The following is a 25,663-nucleotide window of genomic DNA, read 5'->3' as shown; positions in this document are numbered from 1 at the left end:
CCTCTACGACGCCACTAACCCAGCCGCCCGCTTATTGAGCTGGTTGCTTCGGATGTGATTCCGCAAGAGCGCAGTATCTACCCGCTCAAACTCCGATAAGGCCGCATGCTGCAGATCAATGTCCGACTTTTGACACAGCGCAGCTAGTGTAATCATTACGCCCCCGACCTCTTGAACGGGCTCGCCAGCCGGTCTGCTACAAACGTAGTCACACACCCGTTCTACATCTTGTCGTTTTACGCCAATCGCTTGCGCAAGTTCGATCGCTTCTTCGAGGAAACGAAGTGCGCGCTCCTTAGGATCGGTAGCCCCATCTTCACCAAATACGGCATCCATCCAGCCGCACACTTTCGTCTGAAAGGCTGCGATGGATGGCGCCGCGCCTTTCGAATTAGCCCGCATGTGTCATACCATAATCGTGTCACTTGAGAGTACTAGTGCCTCCCAGCGATCGCTGGCGAGGTGCGCTATGGCAGACCAACGTCGTCGGGCATCATTGCGTGGTTGGGTTAGGTTTGCCTCAGAAGGGCAGGTGGGCGCGATACGACTGCAACTACGACATATACCCGCGCTATAGCCTCAAGGCATTGTGAAGGCATCAGGATCGACTTCCGTCGGCAACTGCCACAGCAGCGATCGATGACATGCCTAGCCCAGGGTCTTCATTCATCGACCAATCCGGTCCCGACCGCTCGACCACACGTCCAACACTCCTGCAATCAACCGCTACCTACTGCGAGATAAAACTGCGAGACTTTTGTCCCCTCCACCATCGTAAGTCATTGAAAAACTTAAAATGGTGACCCCTACGGGAATCGAACCCGTGCTTCAGCCGTGAAAGGGCCGCGTCCTAACCGCTAGACGAAGGGGCCTGCGTGGTGGAGGCCGACTAAGGGGAAGGGGGCGGGGCGTCAAGCGTTTCGGTGCAACAATTTAGTCCGCCCATGCTGCATCCTCGACATGAAGCTCGGCCGACGGGCGCGAGGACCAGTCGTCGATCTTCGCACGACCGGCCAGCCAGAGTTTGCGGTGGGGCGCAGCGCCCAGCAGCGCCTGGCCAAGCGCGCTCTCGGCCGAGCGGAAGGCCATCGCCTTGATGCTGCGACCGTCGTCGCCGGCGACGATCGTGCGTACGTGGCCGTTGCCGACGACGTCCGCCTTGATGATGCGGACCGGACCCATCGCCACTCTCGGTGCGGGCCAGCCCATGCCGTAGGGGCCACCGGCTTCCATCGATTCGACGAGGCCGGGGTTGACGCCGCCGGCCGCGAGGACCGCGTCGAGCAGGAGCGCGCGGTCGCCGTTCGAGCGCTCGACCGCGGCGGCGAGGCGTTCCTCGAGGAAGTCGGTGAAGGCGGGGATCGCGGCCTCGCTGATCGTCAGGCCGGCGGCCATCGCATGGCCTCCGCCCGCGACGAGAAGGCCGTGTTCGCGGGCGGCCATCACCGCGGCTCCGAGGTCCACGCCGGGGATCGAACGGCCGGAACCCTTACCGATGCCGTGCTCGTCGATCGCGATGACTATCGCGGGGCGGCCGAGCTTTTCTTTCAGACGGCCGGCGACGATGCCGATCACACCGGGGTGCCAGCCGTGTCCGGCGACGACCGCGACGGCGCGGTCCCGGCTGGAGAGGAGGTCGGCGGCCTCCTGGACGGCGGTTTCGATCGCGCGGCGTTCTTCGTTGAGACGGTCGAGTTCGGTGGCGATTGCGCGCGCTTCGTCGGGGTCTTGCGTGGTGAGCAGGCGGACGCCGAGATCGGCGCGACCGACGCGGCCACCGGCGTTGATGCGCGGCCCGAGCGCGAAGCCGAGGTCGGTGCAGGTCGGGTTGCGGGTCAGGCGCGAGGCCTCGATCAGCGCGGCGACGCCGATGTTCTTGCGCGCGCCCATGACTTTCAGGCCTTGCGACACGAACGCGCGGTTGAGGCCACGGAGTTGCGCGACGTCGGCGACGGTGCCGAGCGCGACTATGTCGAGCAGGTCGATCAGCTTGGGCTCGGCGCGCTCGGCGAAGAAGCCCCGTGCGCGGAGTGTGCGGACGAGCGCGGCGGCGGCGAGGAAGCACATGCCGACCGCGGCGAGGTGGCCGTGCGCGGCGCCTTCGGTCTCGTCGAGGCGGTTTGGATTTACGAGCGCGAGCGCGTGCGGGAGCGCGGTCGAGCATTTGTGGTGATCGATGACGATCACGTCGACCTTCGCGTCGCGGGCGGCGTCGAGTGCGTCGAACGCCTGCGCGCCGCAGTCTACCGTGACGATCAGCGTGGCGCCCTCTCCGGCGAGGCGGACCAGCGCTTCGCCCGACGGGCCGTAACCTTCGAGCAGGCGGTCGGGAATGTACGGACGCGCCTCGATGCCGAGATCGCGCAGGACCAGGACCATGAGCGCTGCGGAGGTGGCGCCGTCGACGTCGTAATCGCCGAAGATCGCGACCTGTTCCTGCGCCTGGACGGCGTCGGCGAGGCGTTCGGCGGCGCGGTCCATGTCGCGGAAGATCGACGGGTCGGGCATGAATGCGCGGATCGAGGGGGTGCGGTGTGCGTCGAGGCCGTCGCGGGGGCAGCCTCGGGCGAGGAGGAGCTGGGTGACGAGGTCGTCGCCCGAGCCGTTGATCCCAAAGCCGTCCCGGCCGTCCGCGGCGAGCGCGCGCCAGCGCCAGGGTTGGCCGAGGATGGACGAGGTTACGCCGAGAACTGTCATGGGGTCGGAGTTAGTGGTTGTGGAGGGATTGTCGAGCTTGGACGGGCGTCGTGGTTGCGATCTTCGCTCTAAGGCCTGGTGCGCCCGCGTCTTGTTCTCCCGCGAAGGCGGGAGTCCAGTCTGGGTCCCCGCCTTCGCGGGGAAACAAGTTTATGGGTGACGAACTTTAATCCGACCCGTTCGTGCTGAGTAGCGACCGAGTGACTGCACCAGCAGCGTATCGAGGGCGCGTATCGAAGCATGGGTTCGGTGCGCCAACCTGTCCTTCGATACGCCGTCTCGATACGCTGCGTTGCAGCTACTCGATGGCTACTCAGGACGAACGGGGAGAGGGTTGTCATCCAGCGACGGAGCAAGCGGAGCGACCGCCGGGCATCCCCGTCATCCCCGCGCGAGCGGGGATACATACCCCATTTGCGTTGCGGTCAAATTACCGGAGCTGGCCAGTATGGGTTCCCGCCTTCGCGGGAATGACGGGGGCTGTGAGGCGCCATGCTCATCAGGCTCTCGAGCATCCGAGGCCCCCTCACTTGATCCAGGGCCGTTCGCGGAACCACTTCGTCACGATATACTTCACGCCCTCCATCACCGGCATGCCCTCGTGCAGCGTCAGCCCGTTCGGCGTCCCATCCGGGTTCATGTTGTTCCACGCTAGCAGCATGCCGCGCTTCGGGGCGATCTTGATGCCTGCCTGCGGGAACCACGTCGCGCCACCCTCGGGCACGTCGTTTAGGAACACCATCGCGGTCCAGGTGCGCTGGCCGCCCTGCTCCTGCATCTTTTGCCAGTAGCTCTCGGACTCGTGGAAATAATCGTGGTGCGCGCGGAATTGCTGGCCGGGGGCGTAGCGCTGGCCCTGCATCGTCTCGCCGTGGAGCAGGTCGATCCCGAGCAAGGTCGCGATCGCCTCGTCGGTCGGCTGCACGTCGGGGGACCAGCGATCCATGTCGCAGCTCTCGCTGGTCCGGAAATTGCTGTTCGGGCGATCGGACAGCAGCGTCGACGGCCGCCGCTTCGAATCGATCATCGCGATCAGGCGCTTGCAGGTCGCGGGATCGAGGAACTTGTCCTGATAATAGAATTGCACCGTATCCATGGCGATGCGCTGCACCGCGGGATTGGCGTCGAGGCGCGCTGCGACCTGCGATCCGAAGGCCTGGCGGAGGGCCATGGCCGGATCGACCTTCTTGGCTTTTGAAAAGATACCCACGCCGCAGGATTTGGCGAAGCGCCTTCAAAACGCAAGAGCCCCACGGTGATCCGACCACCGCGGAGCTCTCCCCTGTTTCTGCGTGAGGGTAGGAGCCAGCTTACCAGAAGATGTCGTACACCGTGTCGACCACGCGGCCGCTGTCGAGATCGACCAACAACGCGTCGTTGTAATAGCGCACCCAGCGATACGGGCCGTACGCGTCGGGCAGGCGGTAGGTGTACGGGTCCTGGATCCAGTAATTCTGGTTGTAGAGAATGCTGTTCAGCGAGAAGCCGACACCGAAGCGGCGATAGCCCGAACCCCAGCCGCTCGGTGCGTAATAGCGCGGGAGGCGGTAGGCGCCGCGGTTGGACGCGCGGTAATTGCTCCAGGCATAGCGGTTGTCGTTGCGCCAGCCGCGATTCCAGGCGCCGCCTTGATTGTAGCGACCCTGGTCATAGCCGCCGCGGTTGCCCTGGAAATTGCCATAGGCGCGGTTGGGCTGACGGTTCTGGTAGCCGTTACGACCGCCGTTTGGGCCACCGTTGCGATCACCGCGCCAGTCGCCCCGGTTGTCGTTTCGCCCATCGATGCGGCTATCGCCGCGTCCGCCGTTGCGATCGAACTGGCCGCGATCCGCCTGTTGGTTGCCGCGATCGAAGCCGGGGCGACCTTGTTCGCGATTCCAGTCGGGACGGTTCTGGCCGACTTGCGCGTTTGGACGGGTTTGGCCGTTCCAACCCTGGCCATTGCCGCGCTGCCCGTTCCAGTCGGGGCGGTCGCCGCGGACTTGCGCCTGCGTGCCGAGATCGGCGCGTTGCGGCCGCGGGCCTCGATCGGGCACAGCGGGGCGGTCGGGACGCTGTTGCTGGAAGGCCTGGCCGCCCGGGCGCTGGCCTCGATCACCGCGATCGGGGCGCTGGCCACGGTCTTGGCGGGGTCCCCGGTCGCCACGGTCCTGGTCGGCCTGTTGGGCAGCGGCGGCCGTCGCGATCCCGGTTGCCGGCACCAAGGCGGATGCCGCCATCAAGAGTTTGAGTAACTTGCCCGTCATCGCCGTCGTCCTCGACTGCCGGCGCACGAGCCGGCTCCTATGATGGGTTGGGTCTAGACGCGGAGCAGTGTGGAGAGGCTGAATGGGTTCGTCAGCGATTAGACAGGTTTAGGTGGGGGGCGTCACTTGCGAGAATGTATCCACTCCTGCGAAGGCCGGGGTCCAATTAGGGATGATCAGTAACGAAGCGCGCGACTTGTTACTTCAGACGTTCCAATTGGGCCCCGGCCTTCGCCGGGTGGTGCACGGTGGGCGCGCCGGTTACGCTGACAGCAGTCCCGTAAGCGGCAGAACCAACCGCGCCAGATCCCCCTCCTTGTTCTCCCGCGAAGGCGGGAGCCCAGTCTGGACTCCCGCCTTCGCGGGAGAACAAGGTTCGTGGGATAACAGCTCTGTTGTGCCTAGGGGGAGCTACCGCGCCGGCGGCGGCACCAGCGCCGGCACCAATCTGGCCGAGTCCGCCGGATCGATCCCCGGCCGCGGGCCCGCGGGAATGACCTCTTCCCCGCGCATCGCCCGCCCGGCGCGCTGGACCGCCTCGACCACCCGCGGATACACCCCGCACCGGCACAGGTTCGTGATCTGCTCGCGGACCAGCGCTTCGCTCGGATCCGCATTGCGCTTCAGCAGCGCCGCCGCGGCCATGATCATGCCCGGGATGCAAAAGCCGCACTGCGGGACGGCCTCGGCAATAAATGCCAGTTGCACCGGATGATTGCGTTCGCGCGACAAGCCCTCGATCGTCGTGACGTACGCGCCCTCGATCGAGCCGATCGGCACCTGGCAACTCCGCGCCGCGCGCGCCCGTCGATATCGACCGTGCACGCACCGCAATGCCCGGTGCCGCAGCCATATTTGGTCCCCGTCAGGTTCGAAGCGTCGCGCAACGCCCACAGCAACGGGGTGTCGGCGTCGAGCTTGTATTCGATCGGCTCGTTGTTGACGGTGAAGCGGGTCATGGGCGGCGTCGTAGCTTGCCGGGACGGATCGCACCACGCGGCATTGCCACGCGCCGTCGCCCCGGCTTATGTCGCGCGGATAATACCGCGAGGGGGCGCAATCCAGATGCACGTCGATACCAAATCCACACCACGTCAGGATGGGGCGGCCGGCGGCGATGCCAGCCACGGCTACGACGCACCCGACCTGCGCGTGTTCGTGTTCGCGCTGTTCTTCATCTTCGGCGGCATCACCTCGCTGAACGACATCATCATCCCCAAGATGAAAGAGTTGTTCACGCTCGACCACGCGACCGCGATGCTGGTCCAGTCGGCGTTCTTCCTCGCCTATGCGCTGTTCTCGATCCCCGCCGCGGCGATCGTGCGCAAGGCCGGCTATATGCGGACCGCGTCGATCGGCCTCGTGACGATGACCGCGGGCTGCCTGTTGTTCATCCCCGCCGCAGGGCAGGCGAGCTTCGGCATGTTCCTGTTCGCGCTGTTCGTGCTGGGCGCTGGCATCACCGTGGTGCAGGTCGTCGCCAACCCGCTGATCTCGGCGCTCGGCCATCCCAAGTCGGCGTCGAGCCGGCTGACGTTCGCGCAGGCGTTCAACTCGCTCGGCACCACAATCTTCCCGTATGTCGGCTCCGCGCTGATCCTCGGTGGGCTGGCCACGGTCGACTCGTCGACGCTCACCGGCGCCGCGCTCGACGCGTATCGGACGGAGTCGTCGCGGACGGTCGTGCACACCTATATCGGCCTTGCGATCGCGCTGTTGATCGTCGCCGCGGTCGTGTGGACCCGCCGCAACCGGCTTAACGAGGAGCAGGATCAGACCGGCAGCATTTTCCACGCCTTCACGCTGCTGAAGCGGCCGCGCTTCGCGATGGGGACGGCGTGTATCTTCCTGTACGTCGGCGCCGAAGTCGCGGTCGGCTCGCTGATCGTCAATTACCTGATGCAGCCGAGCGTGATGGGCCTGAGCGACGTCGCGGCGGGCAAGCACGTGCCGTTCTACTGGGGCGGCGCGCTGGTCGGTCGGTTCATCGGTGCGTACGTGCTGAACAAGGTGTCGCCGGGCAAGGTGCTCGCGGGCGTCGCGACGGGCACGCTGGCGCTGATCCTTATCTCGGCGAACACCGAGGGCGCGGTGTCGGGCTGGGCGTTGCTCGCGATCGGCCTGATGAACGCGGTGATGTTCCCGACGATCTTCTCGCTGGCGTCCGAGGGTCTCGGCAAGCGTGCGGCGGAGGGGTCGGGCGTGATCGCTACTGCGATCGTCGGCGGGGCGATCATCCCGTATCTGACGGGGATGCTGGCGGACAAGTCGGGCAGCCTGCACTTCGCGCTGCTGCTCCCGGCGATCTGCTATGCGCTGATTTTGGCGTACGGGCTGTATGCCCGGAAGCCGGCGGTCGAAGCGGTCGCTGTCTGAACGCGGTGGCCTTTGCAAACATCCCTGTGCGTGATTTCGTCATCCCCGCGGAGGCGGGGACCCATAAACTCAAACGCTGGCGATCCTGCCGATAGGCTTGCCAGTATGGGTTCCCGCCTGCGCGGGAATGACGATTACGTGTATGGTGTCGGCTCTACTCAAGTGAACCCAGCATCGGTGCCGCCCGCCCGGTCGCCAAGTCGGCGTCCGAAAACCGGATCGGCGTACGCAACCCCGGCACCGTCGACCCATCCGGCCGCGCGGCGCTGATCTGCATCCCCCGCGCGATTACCTGCGGATCCTCGAATGCTTGAGCGACCGTGTTGATCGGTCCAGCCGGTACCCCGACCGCCTCCAGACGCGCGAGCAGTTCCAGTTTTGGTACCAGCGAGGTGGCCGCCTCGATCCCCGCAAACAGCAATTCCTTGAACGCCAGCCGTCCGGCATTGGTCGCGAACCGCGGATCGTCGCGTATCTCGGGCAAGACCATCGCGTCGCAGAACCGCCGGAACTGGCCGTCATTCCCGACCGCGAGGATAAACCAGCCGTCGCTGGTCGGGAAAACCGCATAGGGGCACACGTTCATATGTGAATTGCCCACCCGCGTCGGCGACACGCCGCTGGCGAACCAGTTCATCGCCTGGTTCGCGAGCACCCCGGTCATCGTATCGAGCAGCGCCATGTCGATTTGCTGACCCCGGCCGGTGCGCTCGCGCATCGCCAGCGCCGCCTGGATCGCGATTACCGCATACAGCCCGGTCATGATGTCGGCGAACGCGACGCCGATCTTCTGCGGCGCGCCGTCGGGTTCGCCGGTCAGGTCCATGATCCCGCTCATGCCCTGGACGATGAAGTCGTAGCCGGCGCGGGGTGCGTAGGGGCCGTCCTGGCCGAAGCCGGTGATCGAGCAGTACACCAGCCGTGGGTTGATCGTGGCGAGCGTCGCGTAGTCGAGCCCGTATTTCGTGAGCCCGCCGACCTTGAAGTTCTCGATCACGACGTCGGCGTCAGCGATCAGGTCGCGGACGATGGCCTGTCCCTCGGGGGTGGTGAAGTCGGCAACGATCGAGCGCTTGCCGCGGTTGGCGGCGTGAAAATAGGCGGCGTCGCGTGTGCCGTCGGGGTTGTCGATGAATGGCGGACCCCAGGTGCGGGTGTCGTCACCAGCGGGGCTCTCGATCTTGACGACGTCGGCGCCGAGATCGGCGAGGACCTGGCCAGCCCAGGGCCCGGCGAGGATTCGCGCGAGTTCGACTACCTTGAGGCCGGTCAGGGGGGGCGGTTTGCGCTCCACGATCACAGCACCACCCCGGCGGAGGCCGGGGCCCAATTGGGAAGGTTGAAGTAACGACATGCAGCCTCAGCCAATACGCGTCCCCCAATTGGGCCCCGGCCTTCGCCGGGGTGGTAGGACGTGGGGGCTGAACTCAAAACGCAGCGATACCCGTGATCGCCCGCCCAAGGATCAGCGCATGCACGTCATGCGCGCCCTCGTACGTGTTCACAGTCTCAAGGTTCATCAGGTGACGCATCACCTGATACTCCCCCGAAATCCCGTTGCCGCCATGCATGTCCCGGCTCATCCGCGCGATATCGAGCGCCTTGCCGACATTGTTGCGCTTGACGATCGAGACCATTTCCGGCGCGAACCGGCCCTCGTCCATCAACCGCCCGACGCGCAAGCTCGCCTGCAATCCCAGCGCGATCTCGGTTTCCATGTCCGCCAGCTTCTTCTGGAAAAGCTGCCGGCCCGCCAAAGGCGTCCCGAACTGGTTCCGGTCCAGCCCGTACTGCCGCGCGGCATGGAAACAGAACTCCGCTGCGCCCAGCGCTCCCCACGAAATCCCGTACCGCGCTCGGTTGAGGCACCCGAACGGCCCCTTCAGCCCCTGCACGTCGGGGAGCAGCGCATCCTCGCCGACCTCGACCTCGTCCATCATCACCATCCCGGTGATCGACGCACGCAGCGAAAGCTTGCCCTCGATCTTGGGCGTCTCCAGCCCCTTCATCCCGCGCTCCAGGATGAAGCCGCGGATGCCGCCGTCATGCTCGTCGGACTTTGCCCAGATGACGAACACGTCGGCGATCGGCGAGTTGGAAATCCACGTCTTCGCGCCCGAGATCACATAGCCATTAGCCGTTTTCTTCGCCCGCGTCGTCATCCCGCCCGGATCGGAGCCGGCAGCGGGTTCGGTCAGGCCGAAACAGCCGATCCATTCGCCGGTCGCGAGCTTGGGCAGGTATTTCCGCTTCTGCTCTTCGGACCCGAACGCGTTGATCGGGTACATCACGAGGCTCGACTGCACCGACATCATCGAGCGATACCCCGAGTCGATCCGCTCCACCTCGCGCGCGACCAGGCCGTAGGAGACATAGGACGCGCCGACGCCGCCATATTCTTCCGGGATGGTCGGCCCGAGCAGCCCCAGCTCGCCCATCTCGCGGAAAATCGCGGGATCGGTATGCTCGTGCTGAAACGCGTCGATGATCCGCGGCGCGAGCTTGTCGTCGGCATATGCCTTCGCGGTGTCGCGGATCATCCGTTCGTCCTCGCTCAACTGATCGTCGAGCAGGAACGGATCCGCCCAGTCGAACTTGCCCATCCCGGCCATCTGCATCTCCTTCGTTGACCGCCGACTTCGTGCGTCGGCCAGCGAAAGTCCACCCCCAACGAACGCTTTACGCGTCGATCAGCGTCAGCACCGCGATGGTCACATGCTCGCGGTCGCCGATCGTCTCGACGCGGTCGACCGATAGATCGGCGACGATATGCCCGCGCATTGCGAACTGCACTTCAGGCAGCTCGTCGATCCAGTCTCGAAGACCGGGTACGGGCACCGCCGCCATCGTCAGTCGGTGCAGCGTGCCGACGAAGGTCGCGCTGGCCCAAGGCGTGCATGCGATCGACTCGACGTGCATCGTCAGGTTTGCCGCATCCGCGTGGCCGCGAAGCGCGCGGATCAGCAGCGTGCCCGCGTCGGGGCCACGAATCGCGTCCATCCTCACGACTTGTGCCGATCAATGCCATACTGAACGATGCCATACTGATCGATAAACGTCTCGATCCGCGCCACCATCGGCGCGCGCGGCTGGCGGCCGAGTCGGAGATCGTGGACCAGTCGCGGATCGCCCACCGACAAGCGGCCGAACTTGGTCATCGGCATGCCGGTTTGCCGCAGATATCGGTCGATCTTGATGAGAACGGACATGGTCGCTCCTTCCTGTTCTTGCCCCGAGTCCCTGGCCCGGGTCTCTACGTGTGTTCTTGATCTGTTCCGGCAAATCCTACTTGTCTAGGAAAATTCCTACGCTAGGGTCTGGAGGTGGCTAGAACCGTGTCCGATCCCGATCCAAGAACTGCGCTGGCCACGCTGGCGGCAGCGCGTGGCGACAGTCTGGCGGCGCTGTCGGCGATGCTCGGGCGCAACGCGGCGTATCTCCAGCAATATGTCCGCCGCGGTTCGCCTCGGGTGCTGGGCGAACGCGACCGGCGGCTGCTGTCGGAATATCTCGGGGTGAGTGAAGCGACGCTCGGCGCGCCCCCCGACCGGCCGTCGGGGTTCCGTATCCGCAAGCTCGACGTCGCGGCATCGGCCGGACCGGGGGCGCTGGTCGACGGCGAGATCGTGCTGGGCACGGATACCCTCGATCCAGGGCTAGCGCGCAAGCTCGGGCTTAAGGACGGGCAGGCGGCGATCATCCGCGTGCGGGGCAGTTCGATGGAGCCTGGCTTGTTCGACGGCGATCACATCGTGGTCGACACCGCGGACCGTACGCCGCGCGCGAAAGGCGGGGTGTACGTCATCCGGATCGACGACGCGGTGATGGTGAAGCGCGTGGCGCTGGTGCGGGGGGCACTAATGGCGACGAGCGACAACCCGGATGCAGAGCCGGTGCCGGAAGGGGCGATCGCGGTGATCGGAAGGGTAGTCTGGCAAATGCGCGAACCGCGATAAGAACAAGCTCCGCTCTGTCCGAGGCGATACTGTTCTCCCGCGAAAGCGGGAGCCCAGGGTTACAGGCGACAACGTCCGTGGTCCTGGGCCCCCGCTTTCGCGGGGGAACGGTAGGGCATTTTCCCCCTAGATGGGGTCAAGCGGTTACCGCCCCTGCAGCTTGCTCAGGATAGTCATCGACTGTTCCGAGCCCGACTGCGGGACGATCTCGCCCGCGCGGTCGATGATCGCGTCCCAATTCGCCGCGACACCCTCGACCGACAGATCGTCGCCCGTCAGCAGCTTGCCCTGCGTCAGCGTCACATACGCCGCCTGGAACACCCCGGCACCCGCACCGACGATCATGTTGGTCGGCGCGTCCTCCGACACGAGGAACACGGCGGCAGGCGCGACCTTGTCCGGCGAGAAGGCCTTGAACGCTTCCTCGGGGAAGATGTCCTGCGTCATCCGCGTGCCCGCGGTGGGAGCGATCGTGTTGACCTTGATGTTGTTCTTCGCGCCCTCGATCGCGAGCGTCTTGGTCAACCGCGCGAGGCCGAGCTTCGCGGCACCGTAATTAGCCTGGCCGAAATTGCCGTACAGGCCCGTCGACGACGCGGTCATCAGGATGCGGCCGTAATTCTGGCCGCGCATCATGTCCCACACCGCCTTGGTGGCGTTCGCCGAGCCGTTGAGGTGGACGTCGACGACGAACTTGAAGTCGGCGGGTTCCATCTTGGCGAAGCTCTTGTCGCGCAGCACGCCGGCATTGTTGATGAGAATGTGGACGCCGCCCCATTTCTCGGAAGCGCGGGCGACCATTTCGACCATCTGGTCGTAATCGGTGACGCTGCCGCCGTTCGACATCGCCTCGCCGCCGGCCGCTTCGATTTCCTCGACGACCTTCAGTGCGGCGTCGGAATGGCCGGTGCCGTCGCGCGACGCGCCGAGATCGTTGACGACGACCTTCGCGCCGCGGCGAGCGAGTTCGAGCGCATATTCACGGCCCAGGCCACCGCCTGCTCCAGTCACGATCGCAACGCGGCCCTCGAAGCGAATAGACCCAAGGTTCTCAGACATGGAAAAGGCGCCCCTCTCTTATAGTTGGAGCGCCTTTCCTAGAACGTAAAGCCGTCTACGCAAGCGGCAGGATCACTGCCGCCTGCGCGAAGGGCTTACTTGCCGCCGCGGTTGCGGCAGCCGTCCTTGACCGTCTTCGAGCACACCGGATATTCGGCAGGTGCCGGCGTCGGCGGGGTCACGGTCGGCTGACCGAACGTCACGGCGCCGGTCGGGGCGGCAGGCGACATCGGTGCGGCGGGTGCCATCGGTGCGGCTGCTGCTGCCGGATCGGCAGGGGCCGCCATCGCGGGATCGGCTGGTGCGGCCGGATCTGCCGGGGCCGTCTGCATTGCGGGATCGGCCGGTGCGGTCTGAGCGGCGGGGTCTGCCGGCGGCGTCGTCTGTGCGATCACGGGCGACGCGATAAGAGCGGCAGCGGCGAAGAGAATGGACTTCATACGAATCTCCTAAATGGATGCACCATTTTGGTAGCGCGACGTCTGAACGCACTAAGTCGCGCTTGGGTCCTTCGTTTCGCATCCGATTCCATTCGCCCCACCGCGGGACAGAGTCGTTATCCGCCCGTATCGAGCGAATAGCCGGCCGAACGGACGGTGCGGATGATGTCCGGACGCTCGCCGACGTTGATCGCTTTCCGCAGTCGCCGGATGTGCACGTCGACCGTCCGGCTCTCGATATCCGAGTCGTGCCCCCACACCGCATCGAGCAGCCGCTCGCGCGAGAACACCCAGCCCGGATGCTCGAGGAAATGCTTGAGCAGCCGGAACTCGGTCGGTCCGAGCGAAACGACTTCGCCCGAGCGGCGGACCTTGTGGCCGACCGTGTCCATCTCGATGTCGGCATAGCTGAGCGCTTCGCCCGCGAGGGCAGGGCGGACGCGGCGCAGTACCGCGCCGACACGTGCGACCAGTTCGCGCGGCGAGAACGGCTTGGTCACATAATCGTCGGCACCGGTCTCCAGCCCGCGCACGCGATCCTCTTCCTCACCGCGCGCGGTCAGCATGATGATCGGCACGTTCTGCGTTTCGGGCGCACGACGCAGGCGACGGCATACCTCGATCCCCGACAGGCCCTCGACCATCCAGTCGAGCAGGACGATATCGGGTACCTTCTCCTTGGCGAGCAGCAAGGCTTCCTCGCCGTCGGGGGTATGCGCGATCTCGAAATCCTCGCGCTTGAAATGCCAGACCAGCAATTCGGCGAGGGCGGCATCGTCCTCGACCAGCAGCATCCGTGCCCGCGCCATTATGCCTGCTCCTTCTTGATGCCGCGCTCGCGATCGACCATCTGCGTGCCGGTCGCGGCGAAATAGACCATCTCGGCGACGTTGGTGGCGTGGTCGCCGATCCGCTCGAGGTTCTTGGCGACGAACAGCAGGTGTGCGACCTGGCCGATCGTCCGCGGGTTCTCGACCATGTAGGTGACGAGCGTGCGGAAGATGCTGTCGTAGAAATCGTCGAGCGCGTTGTCGCTTTCGACCACCCGCACCGCTTCCTCGGCGTCGCGCGCGGCGAATGCGTCGAGCACGTCGTGGACCATCTCGCTCGCCATCCGGCCCATCGCGGGCAGGATCGAGATCGGTTCGATGCGGTGCTCGCTCTCGATCATCGGCACGCGTTTGGCGATGTTCTTGGCGTAATCGCCGATCCGCTCGACGACGCCCGCGATCTTGAGGGCGGCGACGACCTCGCGGAGATCGACCGCCATCGGCGCGCGCAGGGCGATGATCCTCACGGCGAGGCGCTCGACCTCCGCCTCGATCACGTCGATCTGCTTGTCGGCGAGGCGCACCTGTTCGGCGAGCGCGAGGTCGTTGCGTTGCAGCGCCTGCATCGCCTTGTCGATCGCGTCCTCGGCGAGCCCGCCCATCTGCGAGATCAACCCGCGAAGCTCGCCGATGTCGTTGTCGAAGGCCTTGACCGTATGCGTGTTCATGGTCGTTTCCCGACTCAGCCGTAACGGCCGGTGATGTAATCCTTGGTCCGCTCTTCGCGGGGATTGGTGAAGATGTCCGAGGTGTTGCCGTATTCGACCAGCGATCCCAGGTGAAAGAACGCGGTCTTCTGGCTGACGCGCGCGGCCTGCTGCATGTTGTGCGTGACGATCACCATCGCGTAGCGGCCGCGTAGTTCGTGGATCAGCTCCTCGATCTTGGCGGTCGCGATCGGATCGAGTGCCGAGCACGGCTCGTCCATCAGGATGACCTCGGGATCGACCGCGATCGCGCGCGCGATACAGAGCCGCTGCTGCTGGCCGCCCGACAGCGCGGTGCCGCTATCGCTCAGCCGATCCTTGACCTCGTCCCACAGGCCGGCACGGCGCAGCGACTTCTCAACGATCCGGTCGAGATCCGCCTTCGCACCCGCCAGACCGTGGATGCGCGGGCCGTAGGCGACGTTCTCGTAGATCGATTTCGGGAACGGGTTGGGCTTCTGGAACACCATGCCGACGCGGGCGCGGAGCTGCACCACGTCCATGTCGGGCGAATAGATATCCTGGCCATCGAGCTTGATCTCGCCAGTGACGCGCGCGCTGGCGACGGTGTCGTTCATGCGGTTCAAGGTGCGCAGGAAGGTCGACTTGCCGCAGCCCGACGGGCCGATGAACGCGACGACCTCGTCCTGGTCGACGTCGATCGAGACGTTGTCGATCGCCAGCTTGCTGCCGTACGCGACGGATACGTTGCGCGCGGTCATTTTCAGGACCGGCGTCTTCGATTTGGAGTTCATCACCAGCGTGTCTCGAATCGGTTGCGGAGGTAGATCGCGACGCCGTTCATCGCGAGCAGGAACACGAGCAGGACGATGATCGCGGCGGAGGTCTTTTCGACGAAGCCGCGGCTGACCTGATCGGACCAGAGGAAGATCTGGACGGGCAGCACGGTCGCGGGATCGTTGAGGCCGGAGGGCGGCGCGGCGATAAATGCTCGCATGCCGATCATCAGCAGCGGCGCTGTCTCGCCCAGCGCGCGCGCCATGCCGATGATCGTGCCGGTGAGGATGCCAGGCAAAGCGAGCGGCAGGACGTGGTGGAACACGACCTGCACCGGCGACGCGCCGATGCCGAGTGACGCGTCGCGGATCGAGGGCGGCACGCTCTTGATCGCGTTGCGGCCGGCGATGACGATGACCGGCATCGTCATCAGCGCGAGCGTCAGGCCGCCGACGATCGGCGCCGAACGCGGCATGCCGAACGTGCCGAGGAACACGGCCAGCCCGAGCAACCCGAAGATGATCGAGGGGACCGCGGCAAGGTTGTTGATCGAAACCTCGATCAGGTCGGTCCAGCGGTTCTTCGGGGCGTATTCTTCTAGATACAGCGCGGACAGCACACCGATCGGGAACGCCAGCAGCAGCGTGACGACCATCGTCAGCAGCGATCCCTTGAACGCACCCCAGATGCCGACGCGGGTCGCATCGGTGGAGTCCGCCGAGGTGAGGAAGCCAGCGTTGAACCCGCGGGTCAGCGCGCCGCTCGCCTTCAGCCGCGCGACGACCGCTTCGGCATCGCGCGTGCCGTTGCCCTTGGCAGCGACGTCGATCGGGCTCGAGACGGGGACCTCGAACACGGTCCTGCGCTGAAGCAGCGACGGATCGGCCTTGATCGCATCGCGCACCACCGCCCAGGCGCCGTCGGACAACAGATTCGCGCCGTCCGTGCCGTATTTGCTGCTCGCCGCGGCCAGGACGGTGCCTTCGAGACCCGCGCCGGCGAGTGCGAGATCGGCACCGCGGCCGACCAAGCGGGCGGGGTCGATCGGCAGCGCGGCGGCGGCGAGATCGACCGGGAGTGCCACGCGCGTCTCGACGAAGCCGCTCGCGCCCTGCATCACCATCGTGATCAGCAGATAGGCGAGGAACGCGGCGGACATCCACACCGCGGCGAGCCCGGCGAAGCGGAAGCGGCGTTCGGACGCGTACCGGCGGCGGATGCGCGATTGCATCGCCTGAGTCGTCCAGTCGGTCGGGACGCGACGCGCGGGCTCGGCGTTCGTCGTCGGGATCTGGGGCACGAGCGTGTCACTCATAGGCTTCGCGGTACCGTTTCACGACGCGCAGCGCGACGATGTTGAGGAGAAGCGTGACCACGAACAGCGTCAGGCCGAGCGCGAACGCGGCGAGCGTCTTCGGGCTGTCGAACTCGGCCTCGCCGGTCAGCAGGTCGACGATCTGCTTGGTGACGGTGGTGGTGCTGGCGAACGGGTTGAGCGTCAGCGTGGCGACACCGGAGGCCGCCATGACGACGATCATCGTCTCGCCGATCGCGCGCGACACGGCCAGCAACACGCCGCCGACGACGCCGGGGAGGGCGGCCGGGAGCAGCACGCGACGGATCGTCTCCGACGACGTCGCACCCATCGCCAGGCTGCCGTCGCGCATCGACGAGGGGACCGCTGCGATCGAGTCGTCCGCCATCGACGACACGAACGGGATGATCATGATGCCCATCACGAGGCCCGCGGCGAGCGCGCTCTCGGACGACGCCCAACTGATCCCGATCGAGACGGCGAAGTCGCGCACCGCCGGCGCAACGGTCAGCGCGGCGAAATAGCCGTAGACGACGGTCGGCACGCCCGCGAGCATCTCGAGGATCGGCTTCATCCATTTGCGCGTGGTCGGCGCGGCATATTGCGTGAGGTAGATCGCGCTCATCAGGCCGAACGGGATCGCGACGATCATCGCGATCACCGCGCCGATGAAGAACGTTCCCCAGAACAACGGCACCGCGCCGAGCGACGCGCCGGGATCGCGGCCGTCGATCACCTGCGGGCTCCAATGCGTCCCGAACAGGAAATCGGTGATCGGCACGACCGAGAAGAACCGTGCGGACTCGTACAGCAGCGAGGCGACGATGCCGACCGTGGTCAGGATCGCGATCAAGGATGCGCCGAGCAACATCAGCATCACCACTCGCTCGACCTGAGTCCGCGCGCCGAACCCGGGCTTCACGCGGGTGAACGCGAACGCACCGCCGGCGAAGGCGAGCAGCAGTGCCAGCGCGGTCGCGATCCAGTCGTAGCGCGTCTGCGCGGCGGCATAGGACGGCGCCAGTGTGCGAGCGAGCCCGTGGAACGCGCCGAAGCTGCGCCCCTCGGCGAGGCTCCGTGCTTCGGACAGGATCGATGCGCGATCGAAGCCGGGCGGGGGAAGCTGCATCGCGGCGGGCGTCGCGAGCACGGTGTCCGTGACGAGTGCGGGCGCGGTCATCGACCACACCACGAGGAATATGAGCGGCGGGATCGCGGTCCATAACGCGACGAACCAGCCATGGTGTCCGGGGAGCGAGCTGAACCGCACGGTGCTGCCAGCGCGGAACCGCGTGGCGCGGACTCGTGCGGTGAGCCAGCCTATGAGGCCCAGGCCGAGGACGAGGAAGAGGAGGGCGATGGCGGACATCAGGTGCGCCCTCCCTGATGCACGATCCCACTAGCCGCCACCCCGGCGGAGGCCGGGGCCCAGTTGGAAAGGTCGAGGTAACGATGCGCAGCGTCAACCAATGCGACGGTGCCCAACTGGGCCCCGGCCTTCGCCGGGGTGTCGGCTCGCGCTACCGTGGTTGCGTTCTGCTGCGATGCTAACACCGCCAAACCCCCGTTCCCCCGCGGACGCGGGGGCCCAGCTAAGCCAAGACAGCGCGCTTGGCTCCTGGGCCCCCGCGTTCGCGGGGGAACTAGGGAGGGGGTGCGGCTGGACAAGAAACACATCACGACAACACCGCCGGATCCAACACAGTCTCGTTCGCGATAATCGCTGCCGACCGCGCCTGAATCTCCGCCGGAGACGCAATCAGCCCCCGCTTCACCAGCGGCCCCGTCGCACCCCAGTTCGCCGCATACAGCTTCAGCAGATTCCGCAGCCCCGGGATCGCGGTCAGATGCGCCTTCTTCACATAGATATACAGCGGCCGGGACCCCGGATACGCATTGTCCGCGATCGTCGCATAGGTCGGCGCGACGCCCGAGATGGACACCCCGTTCACGTCGTCCTTGTTCTCTTCGAGATAGCTGTAGCCGAACACGCCGATCGCATTCGGGTTCGACTGAAGTTTCTGGACGATCAGGTTGTCGTTCTCACCCGCGTCCACATACACGCCGTCCTCGCGCACCCGCGTGCACAGCGCCTTGTGCGCCTCCGCATCGGACTTCGCGAGCGCCTTGGCAGTCGGATCGCTGTCCTCGCACCCCTTGGTCAGGATCAGTTCGGCCAGCGCATCGCGCGTGCCACTAGTGGCCGGCGGGCCGTAAACCTGGATCGGCACCGCGGGCAGCGCGGGGTTCACGTCGCGCCACACCCGCGCCGTGTTCACCTTGCCCCCCGGATTGGCGGCCAGTGCCTTGTAGAGATCGGTCGGCGTCAGCTGCATCTTCGGGCCGTTCTTCGCCTCGGCAAAGGCGATGCCGTCGATCCCGACCTGGATCTCGATCACGTCGTGCACGCCGTTCTTCGCGCAGGCCGCATATTCGCTCGCCTTCATCCGGCGCGAGGCGTCCTCGATATCGGGATGCGCCGCGCCGATCCCTGCGCAGAACAGCTTCATGCCCGCGCCCGTGCCGGTCGATTCGATCACCGGCGCCTTCGCGTCGGGATCGTTCGCCACCAACTGTTCGGCGATCATCGTCGTGAACGGATAGACCGTCGACGATCCGACCGCGGTGATCTGGTCACGCGAGCCTGCGCCGCCGCCGTTCGCCTGATCGACGCACGCGGCCAGAGCCCCCAACACTCCAAGAAGAACGAACCGCTGCACCAGAATTCCCGTCATGCACCGGCCTTAGCGGTACTTAAGGCGATCCTGTGTGACAGTTGAGTTACCCTTTTATGACACCGCCTTTGGCCGTCGCACCGTTCGGGGGCAGGATGACCGAAACGACGGTCCCGACGCCGACCTGGCTCGCGATATCGAGCCGCCCGCGATGCCGCTCGACGATGTGCTTGACGATCGCGAGCCCAAGACCCGTACCGCCCAGCGACCGGCTGCGTCCGGCGTCCGCACGATAGAAGCGCTCGGTCAGCCGCGGGATGTGGACCGCCGCGATCCCGTCGCCCTCGTCGCGGATCGACAGGCGGATCATCCCGGCATCGTCACGCTTCAATTCGATCGTCACCGGCGTCCCTGCGCGCCCGTATTTCATCGCGTTGCCGATGAGGTTGTGGAGCATCTGAGACAGCTGCACCCGGTCACCCGACACCGAGGACAGGTTCGGATCGATCGTCGCGACGAGATCATGCCCACGATCGCCCGCGGCATCGGCCAGTTCCTCGCGCGTGTCCTCGACCAGCTGCGCGAAATCGACCGCCTGGTCGGGCAGTCGAAACTTCTCCGCCTCGATCCGCGACAACGAGATCAGATCCTCGACCAGCCGCTGCATCCGCCGCGCCTCGTCGTCCATCACCTTCAGGAAGCGCGCGCGGACCTCGGCATCCTCGCCAGCCTCTTCGCGCAACGTCTCGATGAAGCCCAGGATCGACGCCAGCGGCGTGCGCAGTTCGTGGCTGGCATTGGCGACGAAATCGATCCGCATCCGCTCGGCGGCGTAGTTGCCGGTCTGGTCGACGAGGTGGACGATCCGCTGACCCTCCGAAGTCTCGCTCAGCAGCATCTCCCAACGCTGGTCGCGGGTGCCGAGCCCGACCAGTTCGATCGGCCGCTCGCCATCGATCGGTCCCGGCGTCCCCAGCCGCTCGGCGGCGGCGGGATGGCGGATCGCGACGCGCGCGTCCTCGCCGAGGATATGCGTGCCGAGCAACGTCCGGGCGGCACGATTGGCGACCACCACGCGGCCGTCCTCCACCAGCATCACCGGCGCGACGATCGCATCGAGGACGTCGTCGAGCACCGACGGCGACACGCCGGTCGCGTCGTCGGGGGCCGGCGCCTCGTCCCCGGTACCCGCCGCGACCAGCGCCGCGGCGATCCCGCCGACCAGCGCGACGATCGCGCCCTGCACGTCGCGCGTGATCGCGAACACCGCGATCGCAGCGACGACGACGACGATGATCGCCCAAAACGTACGCAGGCCAAATCCGGAAAGCATTGCGGTCTCCTGGGACGGAATCGACGTCCACGCACCGCGCCATACAGCGGTGGCGCGCAAACCGGTATCGTCCGTTGGCCCGCCGACGTGAGCGACGGCAGTATCGAGCCGTGCCCGAACCGATCTTTCGCGCACCGCCCTTGGGCGCCCCGCTGATCGCGCCGCTCGACGGGTCCCCGACGCACGAGCGATCGCGGCGATGGATATGCCCGCCACGCCTGCGGCGTTGCTGTTCCCCCGGTTCGGGTTCGAGGCGGAGACACGACCCGTACCGCCCGCCGAGGCGTTCGTGCGGATGACGCAGGCCTCGGCCAACTACGCCGCGCTCGGCGAGGGCGGCTTTCGGGCACTGACGGGCTTGATCGCGGACGTTCCTTCGGTCGCGATCGATTACCCGGACGGGGCGAGCGCGATCGAGCAGGTCGAGGCCCTATGCTCGTCGCTGTGAACGATGCCCGCCGTCTTGCACATGCGCTCGCCGATCCGGCCAGCGTCGTCGGGCTCGATGCGGATGGCTGGACCGCGCTAATGGCGATGGCGCGCGCGGAGCAGTTGATCGGCACGCTGGCGATGCGGGTCGACGGCTTGCCGATGCCGCCTGCGGTGAAGGCGATCCTCGTCGATGCACGCGCGGCCGCCGAGCACGGCCGCCGTGCCGCTTTATGGGAGGCGGAGATGGCGCGGCGCGCGCTGGCCTCGGTCGATTGTCCGATCGTGCTGCTCAAGGGTACGGCGTTCGTAGCGGCCGGTTTGACGGCAAGGTGAGCAGCACCGATCGCCTCTATTTCCGCCGCGTCACCGCCCGCGACGGCTGGGGCAGGCCGAGCCGACCGGTCACCCGGTTAGTCTTCTACGTCCGTTCCCACTGGCTCCGCATGCCGCCGGCGATGCTCGCCCGGCACCTCTGGACGAAGTGGCGCAAGGCCTAGTTGAGCCGAGCGCCGCGTCCCCGCCGCGCAAACCACACCACCAGCAGCACGACCGTGATCGCCAGCGTATCGGCGATCCAGTCGTGGATGTCGCAATCGCGGTGGAGCGACGGGATCGATTGCAGCACCTCGATCATCGCGCCGAGGAACGACAGCCGCTCGCCGATCCGAAACAGTTTTGCGGTCGGGAAGGACAGCGCCGCCAGCAGCGCGATCGTCGCGAAGGCAAGCATGTGCCCGGCCTTGTCGCCGAACTGGTCGATCGGCATGTGCGGCGGCTTGGGCAGCAGCGCCATCGTCACCGCGAACATGATGGCCACGATCAGCGCGACGCGCGTGAGCATCGTCCGGCTCATGCGCCGAGCCTTTCCAGCGTCGGGATCAGTTCATCGAAACCGTCGATGACGGCGTCGGCGCCGAGTTCCTCGACCGGCTGCATCAGGAAGCCGAAGCTGCACGCGATCGTCGGCAAGCCCGCCGCTTGCCCCGCCTGGATATCGAAGATCGAGTCGCCTACGAACGCCGCGCGTCCTTCTCCGCCCCCGGATTTTCGACATAGCCGGACCATTTCGTGGATCGGCATCGGCGAGGGCTTCGACTCTGCCATGGTATCGCCGCCGAGAATGCAGGCGAACCGGTCGGCCAGCCCCAACTCGCCGAGCACGGTTCGCGCGAACCGTTCGATCTTGTTGGTGACGATGCCGAGCGTGACCCCCTTTGCCGTCAGCGCGTCCAGCGCGTCTATCACTCCGGGGTAAGGCTTGGTCAGCACGCAGATATTCGCCTCGTAATAGGCGAGCAGGTCCGCATGGAGCGTGTCGAGCATCGCCTCGTCATAGCCGCCGGTCGCGGTCAGGCCCTGCTTGAGCATGTGTCGTGCGCCGCCGCCGATCATCGGCTTGACCTGCTCGACGGTAAGGGGTGGGCGATCGACCGACGCCAGCGCGTGGTTGACCGCGGCCGCGAGGTCGCCGCTAGTGTCGAGCAAGGTGCCGTCGAGGTCGAACCCGACGATATTGAATGAAAATTGCGTCATTGCACCGGTGCCTGCCAGTGGCGCTATGGAATTGGCAAGGCTTTCGTGGCAGCGACCCTTCCATGACGACGCTTTCCATCGACCAACCGATTCCGATCCACCCCATCGCAGTCGTGATCCTCGCCGCCGGCAAGGGTACGCGGATGAAGTCGGACCTGCACAAAGTGCTCCACCCGATTGCCGGACGACCCATGCTGCTCCACCTCGTGGCGAGTGCAGCGGCGTTGCACCCGGCAAAGACCGTCGTCGTGACGGGGGCAGGGCGTGAGCAGGTCGAGGCCGCGGTCGCGCCGCTCGGCATCGCCACCGCGCTCCAGGCGGAGCAACTCGGCACCGGCCATGCCGTCGCACAGGCGCGCGCGGCGCTGTCGGGTTTCGAGGGCGACGTCCTGATCCTGTATGGCGACGTGCCTCTGGTCACGGCGACGACGATGCAGCGGATGATCGACCGGTTGCACGGCGACGACACGCCGGCCGTCGTCGTGCTCGGCTTTCGTCCCGCAGATCCCGGCGCCTATGGTCGCGTCATTGCGGACGCCGCGGGCCGGATGGACCGGATCGTCGAGTATAAGGACGCTTCGGAGGCGGAACGCGCGGTGACGCTGTGCAATTCCGGGCTGATGGCGGTACGCTCGACTGATCTGTTCGCGCTGCTCGACCGGCTCGGCAACGACAATGCGGCAGGCGAATATTACCTGACCGATATCGTCGAGCTTGCGGCTGCCGCCGGCCGCTCGTCCGCCGTCATCGAAACCGGCGCGGACGAAGTCGCCGGCGTCAACAGTCGCGGCGAACTCGCCGGCGTCGAGCGTGCATGGCAGGCTACCCGCCGCGCGCAGGCGATGGCCGACGGCGTCACGTTGATCGCCCCCGACACGGTCTGGTTCGCGCACGATACGCAGCTCGGCCGTGACGTCGTGATCGAGCCCAATGTCGTCTTCGGCCCCGGCGCCCGCATCGAGGATGGCGCGACGATCCACGCGTTCAGCCACATTGAGGGTGCGTCGGTCGGCAGGGGTGCGAACGTCGGCCCGTTCGCCCGCCTTCGCCCCGGCGCGGACCTGCGCGCGGACGCCAAGGTCGGCAATTTCGTCGAGATCAAGAAGGCGATCATCGGCGAAGGCGCGAAGGTCAGCCACCTCACCTATATCGGCGACGCGGACATCGGCGCAGGCGCGAACATAGGCGCCGGCACGATCACCTGCAATTATGATGGCTATTTCAAATACCGCACCGTCGTCGGCGAAGGTGCGTTCATCGGCTCGAACTCGGCCTTGGTCGCACCCGTCACGATCGGCGCAGGTGCGATCGTCGCCGCGGGATCGGTCGTGACGCAGGATGTCGAGGCCGACGCGCTGGCGCTGGTCCGTCCACCGCAAATTGCGCGGCTCGGCTGGGCCGCGCGCTTTCGCGAAAAGATGTTGGCGCGTAAGGCGACCAAGTAAGTTTCCACGGAGTAAGATCTAAATGTGCGGCATCGTTGGAATTTTGAGCGGCGAAGACGTTGCCGGCCGTTTGCTCGACGGGCTGAAGAGGCTCGAATATCGCGGGTATGATTCGGCGGGGATCGCCACCGACCATGACGACGCGATCGAGCGGCGTCGGGCGTCGGGCAAGCTCGTCAACCTCGCTAACGAACTCGCCGCGCACCCGCTGCCCGGCAAGACCGGCATCGCGCATACCCGTTGGGCGACCCACGGCGGGCCGACCACCAACAACGCGCATCCGCACGCGACCGGCGAAGTCGCGGTGGTCCACAACGGCATCATCGAGAACTTCAAGCCGCTACGCGACGAGCTGATCGCGCGTGGCCGGACGTTCACCAGCGAGACCGATACCGAAGTCGTCGCGCATCTGGTCAGCGAGAAGATCGAGGCGGGGATGGACCCGGTCTCCGCCGTCCGCGACGTGCTGCCGCGGCTGCACGGTGCGTTCGCGCTCGCGATCCTGTTCCGCCAGCATCCCGATCTGCTGATCGGTGCGCGGCTTGGCTCGCCGCTGGTCGTAGGGCACGGCGAGGGCGAGATGTATCTGGGCTCCGACGCGCTAGCGCTCGCGCCGCTGACGCAGCGGATCGCGTATCTCGACGAGGGCGACTGGGTCGTGCTCACTCGCGATGGTGCGCAGGTCTACGATCGCGAGAACAATCCCGTCGAGCGTGCGATCACGCTGTCGGGGATCACCGGCGAGGTGATCTCGAAGGGCAACCACAAGCATTACATGCTCAAGGAGATCTACGAGCAGCCGATCGTCGTCGCGCAGACCCTCCGCTCGTACCTCAAGCGGATGGAAGGCGAGGTCTCGCTGCCGATCCCCGAGTTCGACTTGTCCACGATCAAGCGTGTGACGATCGTCGCGTGCGGGACGAGCTTCTATGCGGGCATGGTCGCCAAATACTGGTTCGAACAGTTCGCGCGCGTGCCGGTCGACCTCGATGTCGCGTCCGAGTTCCGCTACCGCGCGCCGGTGATGGAAGATGGCGGCCTCGCGCTGTTCATCTCGCAGTCGGGCGAGACCGCGGACACGCTGGCGGCGCTGCGGCACGCCAAGGCCGAGGGGCAGAAGATCGCGGTTGTGGTCAACGTCCCGACCAGTTCGATGGCGCGCGAGGCGGACCTGCTGCTGCCAACGCATGCCGGTCCCGAGATCGGCGTAGCCTCGACCAAGGCATTCACCTGCCAGCTCGCCGTGCTCGCCGCACTCGCCGCAAACCTCGCGCGCGCGAAGGGCTTGCTGACGCGTGATGAGGAGCGCGAGATCGTCCGCCACCTCGCCGAAGCCCCCGCCGCGCTCAACGGCGCGCTTGCGTATGACGAGGCGATCGAGGCGATGGCGCACAACATCGCCGGCGCGCGCGACGTGCTGTATTTGGGTCGCGGGACGGATTACCCGCTCGCGCTCGAAGGCGCGCTGAAGCTGAAGGAAATCAGCTACATCCACGCAGAGGGCTATGCCGCCGGCGAGATGAAGCACGGCCCGATCGCGCTGATCGACGAGCATGTCCCCGTCATCGTCATTGCGCCGTCGGGCCCGCTGTTCGACAAGACCGTGAGCAACATGCAGGAAGTCATGGCACGCGGCGGCAAGGTCGTGCTGATCTCGGATTACGACGGCATCCAGGCGGCGGGCGAGGGCTGCATGGCGACGATCACCATGCCGAAGGTGCATCCGCTGATCGCGCCGTTGGTGTATGCGGTGCCGGTGCAGTTGCTGGCGTATCATGTGGCGGTGCTGAAGGGCACGGATGTCGACCAGCCGCGTAACCTCGCGAAGAGCGTGACGGTCGAATAACGCGCCCGTACCTCTACCCATTGCACCACCCCGGC

The 25,663-nt window shown here is 66.2% G+C and carries 25 protein-coding genes, 1 tRNA gene and 2 pseudogenes; 6 read left to right on the top strand and 22 right to left on the bottom strand.

Translation table 11 applies throughout. From position 1 onward, the window contains the following. Positions 1-3: 3 nt before the first annotated feature. The 7 genes and pseudogenes from QFZ54_RS08955 to QFZ54_RS20375 form a co-directional block, all read right to left on the bottom strand. A complete protein-coding gene (locus tag QFZ54_RS08955) occupies positions 4-402 on the bottom strand; it encodes a hypothetical protein (RefSeq protein ID WP_307086443.1) in 399 nt (132 codons plus the stop codon). 395 nt (positions 403-797) lie between these two features. Beyond that, positions 798-872 (bottom strand) — tRNA-Glu (locus QFZ54_RS08950). Between the two features lie 61 nt (positions 873-933). Continuing rightward, on the bottom strand, positions 934-2,697 hold the full coding sequence (recJ, locus tag QFZ54_RS08945; RefSeq protein WP_307086442.1) for a single-stranded-DNA-specific exonuclease RecJ: 1,764 nt from the start codon (positions 2,695-2,697) through the stop codon (positions 934-936). A gap of 526 nt (positions 2,698-3,223) precedes the next feature. After that, positions 3,224-3,907, bottom strand: a complete 684-nt coding sequence (locus QFZ54_RS08940) for a prolyl hydroxylase family protein (RefSeq protein ID WP_373458486.1) — start codon at positions 3,905-3,907, stop codon at positions 3,224-3,226. 100 nt (positions 3,908-4,007) lie between these two features. Beyond that, positions 4,008-4,943 carry an RcnB family protein gene (locus QFZ54_RS08935; RefSeq protein WP_307086440.1) on the bottom strand — a complete coding sequence of 312 codons (936 nt, stop codon included), beginning with the start codon at positions 4,941-4,943 and terminating at the stop codon, positions 4,008-4,010. A 411-nt stretch (positions 4,944-5,354) separates the two neighbouring features. Continuing rightward, positions 5,355-5,723: a (2Fe-2S)-binding protein gene (locus QFZ54_RS08930; protein ID WP_373458485.1), complete on the bottom strand. Its 369-nt coding sequence runs from the start codon at positions 5,721-5,723 to the stop codon at positions 5,355-5,357. 2 nt (positions 5,724-5,725) lie between these two features. Further along, positions 5,726-5,902: pseudogene (locus QFZ54_RS20375) on the bottom strand (2Fe-2S iron-sulfur cluster-binding protein); the annotation flags it as partial. 106 nt (positions 5,903-6,008) lie between these two features. On the opposite strand from QFZ54_RS20375, the gene QFZ54_RS08925 reads away from it, so the two are divergent. Further along, entirely contained in the window at positions 6,009-7,319 is a 1,311-nt protein-coding gene (locus QFZ54_RS08925; protein WP_307086438.1) for a sugar MFS transporter, read from the top strand. 154 nt (positions 7,320-7,473) lie between these two features. Here QFZ54_RS08925 and QFZ54_RS08920 read toward each other — a convergent pair whose 3' ends face one another. The 4 genes from QFZ54_RS08920 to QFZ54_RS08905 all read right to left on the bottom strand — a co-directional run bounded on the left by QFZ54_RS08920 (position 7,474) and on the right by QFZ54_RS08905 (position 10,528). Then, complete coding sequence (locus QFZ54_RS08920) at positions 7,474-8,613, bottom strand: CaiB/BaiF CoA transferase family protein (protein ID WP_307086436.1); 1,140 nt, start codon at positions 8,611-8,613, stop codon at positions 7,474-7,476. Positions 8,614-8,746: 133 nt separating this feature from the next. Next, a complete protein-coding gene (locus QFZ54_RS08915; RefSeq protein WP_307086435.1) occupies positions 8,747-9,931 on the bottom strand; it encodes an acyl-CoA dehydrogenase in 1,185 nt (394 codons plus the stop codon). 67 nt (positions 9,932-9,998) lie between these two features. Continuing rightward, a complete protein-coding gene (locus tag QFZ54_RS08910) occupies positions 9,999-10,319 on the bottom strand; it encodes a hypothetical protein (protein ID WP_307086434.1) in 321 nt (106 codons plus the stop codon). A 2-nt stretch (positions 10,320-10,321) separates the two neighbouring features. Continuing rightward, entirely contained in the window at positions 10,322-10,528 is a 207-nt protein-coding gene (locus QFZ54_RS08905) for a hypothetical protein (protein ID WP_307086432.1), read from the bottom strand. A 114-nt stretch (positions 10,529-10,642) separates the two neighbouring features. On the opposite strand from QFZ54_RS08905, the gene QFZ54_RS08900 reads away from it, so the two are divergent. Further along, positions 10,643-11,275 (top strand): S24 family peptidase, encoded by a 633-nt coding sequence (locus QFZ54_RS08900; RefSeq protein ID WP_307086430.1) that lies wholly within the window; start codon positions 10,643-10,645, stop codon positions 11,273-11,275. Positions 11,276-11,419: 144 nt separating this feature from the next. Here QFZ54_RS08900 and QFZ54_RS08895 read toward each other — a convergent pair whose 3' ends face one another. The 9 genes from QFZ54_RS08895 to QFZ54_RS08855 all read right to left on the bottom strand — a co-directional run bounded on the left by QFZ54_RS08895 (position 11,420) and on the right by QFZ54_RS08855 (position 20,372). Continuing rightward, the gene (locus tag QFZ54_RS08895; RefSeq protein ID WP_307086428.1) at positions 11,420-12,334 is read right to left on the bottom strand and encodes an SDR family NAD(P)-dependent oxidoreductase; all 915 of its coding nucleotides are present in this window, start codon (positions 12,332-12,334) and stop codon (positions 11,420-11,422) included. Between the two features lie 95 nt (positions 12,335-12,429). Further along, entirely contained in the window at positions 12,430-12,774 is a 345-nt protein-coding gene (locus QFZ54_RS08890; protein WP_307086427.1) for a hypothetical protein, read from the bottom strand. 116 nt (positions 12,775-12,890) lie between these two features. Then, complete coding sequence (gene phoB, locus QFZ54_RS08885) at positions 12,891-13,583, bottom strand: phosphate regulon transcriptional regulator PhoB (protein ID WP_307086425.1); 693 nt, start codon at positions 13,581-13,583, stop codon at positions 12,891-12,893. Next, entirely contained in the window at positions 13,583-14,272 is a 690-nt protein-coding gene (gene phoU, locus QFZ54_RS08880) for a phosphate signaling complex protein PhoU (RefSeq protein WP_307086423.1), read from the bottom strand. Before phoU ends, phoB begins: the two co-directional genes overlap by 1 nt. Positions 14,273-14,286: 14 nt before the next feature. Continuing rightward, positions 14,287-15,066, bottom strand: coding sequence for a phosphate ABC transporter ATP-binding protein PstB (gene pstB, locus QFZ54_RS08875; RefSeq protein WP_307089352.1), 780 nt, complete (start codon positions 15,064-15,066; stop codon positions 14,287-14,289). Then, entirely contained in the window at positions 15,066-16,364 is a 1,299-nt protein-coding gene (pstA, locus tag QFZ54_RS08870) for a phosphate ABC transporter permease PstA (protein WP_307086421.1), read from the bottom strand. Before pstA ends, pstB begins: the two co-directional genes overlap by 1 nt. Beyond that, on the bottom strand, positions 16,357-17,733 hold the full coding sequence (gene pstC / locus QFZ54_RS08865) for a phosphate ABC transporter permease subunit PstC (RefSeq protein ID WP_307086419.1): 1,377 nt from the start codon (positions 17,731-17,733) through the stop codon (positions 16,357-16,359). Before pstC ends, pstA begins: the two co-directional genes overlap by 8 nt. 307 nt (positions 17,734-18,040) lie before the next feature. Beyond that, positions 18,041-19,099, bottom strand: coding sequence for a substrate-binding domain-containing protein (locus QFZ54_RS08860; protein ID WP_307086418.1), 1,059 nt, complete (start codon positions 19,097-19,099; stop codon positions 18,041-18,043). Between the two features lie 46 nt (positions 19,100-19,145). Next, the gene (locus tag QFZ54_RS08855) at positions 19,146-20,372 is read right to left on the bottom strand and encodes an ATP-binding protein (RefSeq protein ID WP_307086415.1); all 1,227 of its coding nucleotides are present in this window, start codon (positions 20,370-20,372) and stop codon (positions 19,146-19,148) included. A 199-nt stretch (positions 20,373-20,571) separates the two neighbouring features. Between QFZ54_RS08855 and QFZ54_RS08850 the strand changes: the two genes are divergently transcribed. Together QFZ54_RS08850 and QFZ54_RS08845 are read left to right on the top strand one after the other, a co-directional pair. Continuing rightward, positions 20,572-20,820: a hypothetical protein gene (locus QFZ54_RS08850; protein WP_307086412.1), complete on the top strand. Its 249-nt coding sequence runs from the start codon at positions 20,572-20,574 to the stop codon at positions 20,818-20,820. Further along, positions 20,805-21,301: pseudogene (locus QFZ54_RS08845) on the top strand (nucleotidyltransferase family protein). Before QFZ54_RS08850 ends, QFZ54_RS08845 begins: the two are co-directional and overlap by 16 nt. Here QFZ54_RS08845 and QFZ54_RS08840 read toward each other — a convergent pair. Next, positions 21,298-21,657, bottom strand: a complete 360-nt coding sequence (locus tag QFZ54_RS08840; RefSeq protein ID WP_307086410.1) for a hypothetical protein — start codon at positions 21,655-21,657, stop codon at positions 21,298-21,300. The pseudogene QFZ54_RS08845 and the gene QFZ54_RS08840 overlap by 4 nt on opposite strands. Further along, positions 21,654-22,337, bottom strand: coding sequence for an HAD family hydrolase (locus QFZ54_RS08835; RefSeq protein WP_307086407.1), 684 nt, complete (start codon positions 22,335-22,337; stop codon positions 21,654-21,656). The genes QFZ54_RS08840 and QFZ54_RS08835 overlap by 4 nt, the downstream gene beginning before the upstream one ends. 62 nt (positions 22,338-22,399) lie before the next feature. Here QFZ54_RS08835 and glmU point away from each other — a divergent pair, with 62 nt between their 5' ends. Both glmU and glmS read left to right on the top strand, forming a co-directional pair. Continuing rightward, positions 22,400-23,782, top strand: a complete 1,383-nt coding sequence (glmU, locus tag QFZ54_RS08830) for a bifunctional UDP-N-acetylglucosamine diphosphorylase/glucosamine-1-phosphate N-acetyltransferase GlmU (protein WP_307086405.1) — start codon at positions 22,400-22,402, stop codon at positions 23,780-23,782. Positions 23,783-23,804: 22 nt separating this feature from the next. Then, positions 23,805-25,628 (top strand): glutamine--fructose-6-phosphate transaminase (isomerizing), encoded by a 1,824-nt coding sequence (gene glmS, locus QFZ54_RS08825; protein ID WP_307086404.1) that lies wholly within the window; start codon positions 23,805-23,807, stop codon positions 25,626-25,628. Positions 25,629-25,663 lie beyond the last annotated feature (35 nt).

Source organism: Sphingomonas faeni (assembly GCF_030817315.1).
Classification (GTDB): Bacteria; Pseudomonadota; Alphaproteobacteria; order Sphingomonadales; family Sphingomonadaceae; genus Sphingomonas; species Sphingomonas faeni_C.
The sequence above is the reverse complement of the archived record's forward strand: the minus strand, read 5'-3'. Positions and strand labels throughout refer to the sequence as shown.